Below are 2,306 nucleotides of genomic sequence, written 5' to 3'. Positions count from 1 at the left end.
CGACACCGTGGGCTACACCGCGCCCGCGGAATCCGCCGACCTGATCCGCCGGCTCATCGCCGAATGCGAGGGCGGCGCGGACGTGGTCTTCGCCACGCACTGCCACAACGACCTCGGCATGGCGACGGCGAACGCGCTCGCCGCCGTCGCGGGCGGCGCGCGGCAGATCGAATGCACGATCAACGGCCTCGGCGAGCGCGCGGGCAACACCGCGCTGGAGGAAGTCGTGATGGCGATGCGGGTGCGCAACGACATCATGCCCTACGCGACCGGCATCGACACGACGAAGATCATGCACATCTCGCGGCGCGTCTCGACCGTCTCGGGCTTCGCGGTCCAGCCCAACAAGGCCATCGTCGGCAAGAACGCCTTCGCCCACGAGAGCGGCATCCACCAGGACGGCATGCTGAAGAGCGCGGATACCTTCGAGATCATGCGCCCCTCGGACGTGGGCCTCGCGGGGACGTCGCTGCCCTTGGGCAAGCATTCGGGGCGCGCGGCGCTCCGGGCGAAGCTGAAGGACCTCGGCTTCGACATGGTGGACAACCAGTTGAACGACCTCTTCGTGCGGTTCAAGGCGCTGGCCGACCGCAAGAAGGAGGTCTTCGACGACGACCTGATCGCGCTGGTGACGGACGCCGCCGCCGCCGACCAGGACGACCATCTCGAGCTGAAGTTCCTCCGCGTGATCTGCGGGACGGAGGCGCCGCAGTCGGCCGACATCACGCTCCGCGTCGGCGAGAAGCACCGGCAGGCCACCGCGCAGGGCGACGGCCCGGTCGACGCGGCCTTCAACGCGGTCAAGGCGCTCTATCCCAACGAGGCCGTCCTGCAGCTCTACCAGGTGAGCGCGGTGACCGAGGGCATGGACGCGCAGGCGACCGTGATGGTCCGGATCGAGGAGGACGGGCGCATCGCCACCGGCCAGTCGGCGGACACCGACACGGTCGTGGCGAGCGTGAAGGCCTACGTGAACGCGCTCAACCGCCTGATCGTGCGGCGCGAGAAGCTCGGCTCGGACATCCGGGAAGTGTCCTACAAGGATGTGAGCTGATCCGGAATTGCCGGCAATTCCGGCCCGGAAAAGCCGGCTTTTCCGGGCCTCACCTCCGCCCGCGCTCTTCCAGCCACATCAGGCGCGCGAGCATCGGCAGCAGCGCGAGGCAGGCGAGCGCCAGCGTGGCGATGGCCCAGGGCCAGGGGTTCATGCCCACCGCCCGCGCGCGCGGCAGCATCAGGACGAAGGCCATCGCCACGGCGAAGATGAGGTCGAACCACACCTGGTTTCCCGCCCAGGTCGTCGTGTGGTTCACCCAGAACTGCACTGGCCCCTCCGCGACGAGGGTGACGGCCGAGACGACGGCGAGGAACGCCCCCGCCAGCGCCGGGATGCGCCAGAGACCGGCGCGGCCGGCGCCCGCGCCGGAGGCCGCGGCAAGGACCGTGACAGCGGTGGCGATATAGAGAACGATGGGCAGGACCTGGAGCAGCGTCATGGGCGGACCTCGCGCGGGCGCATGGAATCATGTAGCGCTCGCTACATAACACGATGATGTAGCACTCGCTACAGGAAAGACATGGCGCGCGACAAACCCGATCGCTCCCCGATGCTCGACGCGATGGCCGACCACGTGCTCGGCCACGGGCTCAACACGGCATCGCTGCGCCCGCTGGCGCAGGCGGCTGGCACCTCGGACCGGATGCTGATCTACTACTTCGGCTCGAAGGACGCGCTGATCGGGGCGCTGCTCGAGCACCTGGCCGCGCGGATGGCGGCGGGTCTCTCCTCCGCCCTGCCGCCCGGGCGGGCTTCGAGCCTCGGGGCGGCCGTCGCGGAGGTGGTGGCCCTGATGCGGACGCCGGCGTTCAGCCCCTATTCCCGAGTCTGGCTCGACATCGTCTCGGCCGCCGGACAGGGCCGCGCGGCGCATGGCGCGGCGGGCCGCGCGGTGATGGAGGGGTTCCTCGGGTGGATCGCGGGACGGCTGCCCGAGCACCTGCCCGACCCGGACGGCGCGGCGCGGCTGGCCCTCACGCTCGTCGAGGGCGTGCTGGTGATGGACGCCGTCGGACATGCCGACACCGCCGACGGGGCCATCGCGGCGCTCGACACGCTCGCCCGCCCGGCGGGGGACTGACGGCGCGCCCTTGCCGAGCCTCCGGGCACTGCCCCTTTACGCCACCGAACACCCGCGCCTATAAGCAACCCGGTTCAGGCGCGCCCGAGTCCCGGGCGCGCCGCCACTTCCCGACACGGGACACGGAGGGTCTTCGGCAGCCTCTTCTCCTCGGACATCCGCACCGAC

3 protein-coding genes are annotated in these 2,306 nt (G+C 70.5%); 2 read left to right on the top strand and 1 reads right to left on the bottom strand.

The features are described from left to right. On the top strand, window positions 1-1,054 hold a 1,054-nt coding region (locus ACTS11_RS19115; RefSeq protein ID WP_442641880.1), incomplete at its 5' end, for a 2-isopropylmalate synthase. A 49-nt stretch (window positions 1,055-1,103) separates the two neighbouring features. On the opposite strand, the gene ACTS11_RS19110 is transcribed toward ACTS11_RS19115, so the two are convergent. Then, window positions 1,104-1,496, bottom strand: coding sequence for a hypothetical protein (locus ACTS11_RS19110; RefSeq protein WP_442641879.1), 393 nt, complete (start codon window positions 1,494-1,496; stop codon window positions 1,104-1,106). A gap of 81 nt (window positions 1,497-1,577) precedes the next feature. Here ACTS11_RS19110 and ACTS11_RS19105 point away from each other — a divergent pair, with 81 nt between their 5' ends. Then, window positions 1,578-2,138, top strand: coding sequence for a TetR/AcrR family transcriptional regulator (locus ACTS11_RS19105; protein ID WP_442641878.1), 561 nt, complete (start codon window positions 1,578-1,580; stop codon window positions 2,136-2,138). Window positions 2,139-2,306: the final 168 nt, after the last annotated feature.

Source organism: Roseicyclus sp. (assembly GCF_052168335.1).
GTDB lineage: Bacteria > Pseudomonadota > Alphaproteobacteria > Rhodobacterales > Rhodobacteraceae > Roseibacterium.
Note: the sequence above shows the minus strand (reverse complement) of the source record. Positions and strands in the feature narration are given on the sequence as shown.

Coding starts and splice junctions, on each gene's coding strand:
- ACTS11_RS19105 (WP_442641878.1), top strand. CDS start 1,578: ATGGCGCGCGACAAACCCGATCGCTCCCCGATGCTCGACGCGATGGCC.
- ACTS11_RS19110 (WP_442641879.1), bottom strand. CDS start 1,496: ATGACGCTGCTCCAGGTCCTGCCCATCGTTCTCTATATCGCCACCGCT.